This is a genomic window from Hymenobacter agri, from assembly GCF_054778495.1.
This window is the reverse complement of sequence record NZ_BAAGZM010001282.1, coordinates 1-559: the sequence shown is the minus strand read 5'-3', so window position 1 is coordinate 559 and position 559 is coordinate 1. Positions and strand designations below refer to the sequence as shown.

General features: G+C 68.3%; 1 protein-coding gene. It reads right to left on the bottom strand.

Annotation, left to right across the window (positions count from 1 at the left end):
* On the bottom strand, positions 1–513 hold a 513-nt coding region (locus ACYVDE_RS25810), incomplete at its 3' end, for an amidase family protein (protein WP_460504355.1).
* Positions 514–559 lie beyond the last annotated feature (46 nt).

The following is a 559-nucleotide window of genomic DNA, read 5'->3' as shown; positions in this document are numbered from 1 at the left end:
GCCCGAGCCGGAGCTGCTACCGCTGGTGCTGCGGTCGAGGGCGTAGGGGTTGCGGCTCTGGCGGCCGCGGCTGCTCCAGCCGCTCACCGAGTGCGAGGAGCGGAAGTTGGCCCACTCGCTCAGGTTAGTTTTGCCCAGCAGCACGGCCCCGGCCGCCCGCAGCTTTTTCAGGATGAAAGCATCCTGCTTCGCCTTGTGGCCGACGAGGGCCGACGCGCCGGCCGTGGTCATCATTTGGTCGCCGCTGTCGATGTTGTCCTTTACCAGCACCGGAATACCGTGCAGCGGGCCGCGCACCTTGCCGGCCTTGCGCTCCTTGTCGAGCTCATCGGCGATGGTCAGCGCGTCGGGGTTGGTTTCGATGACGGCGCGCAGCATCGGCCCGGCTTCGTTCAGGGCCTTGATGCGGGCCAGGTATTTTTCGCTCAGGCTGCGGGCGGTGTCGGTGCCCTTGGCCATGCGCTCCTGCAGGTCGGCCACGGTCAGTTCGTGCAGCTCGAAACTATCGGTCACGCCGGAGCCAGCGGCTTCTCCGGCTGCCGGCGCGCCGGCCGGCGCA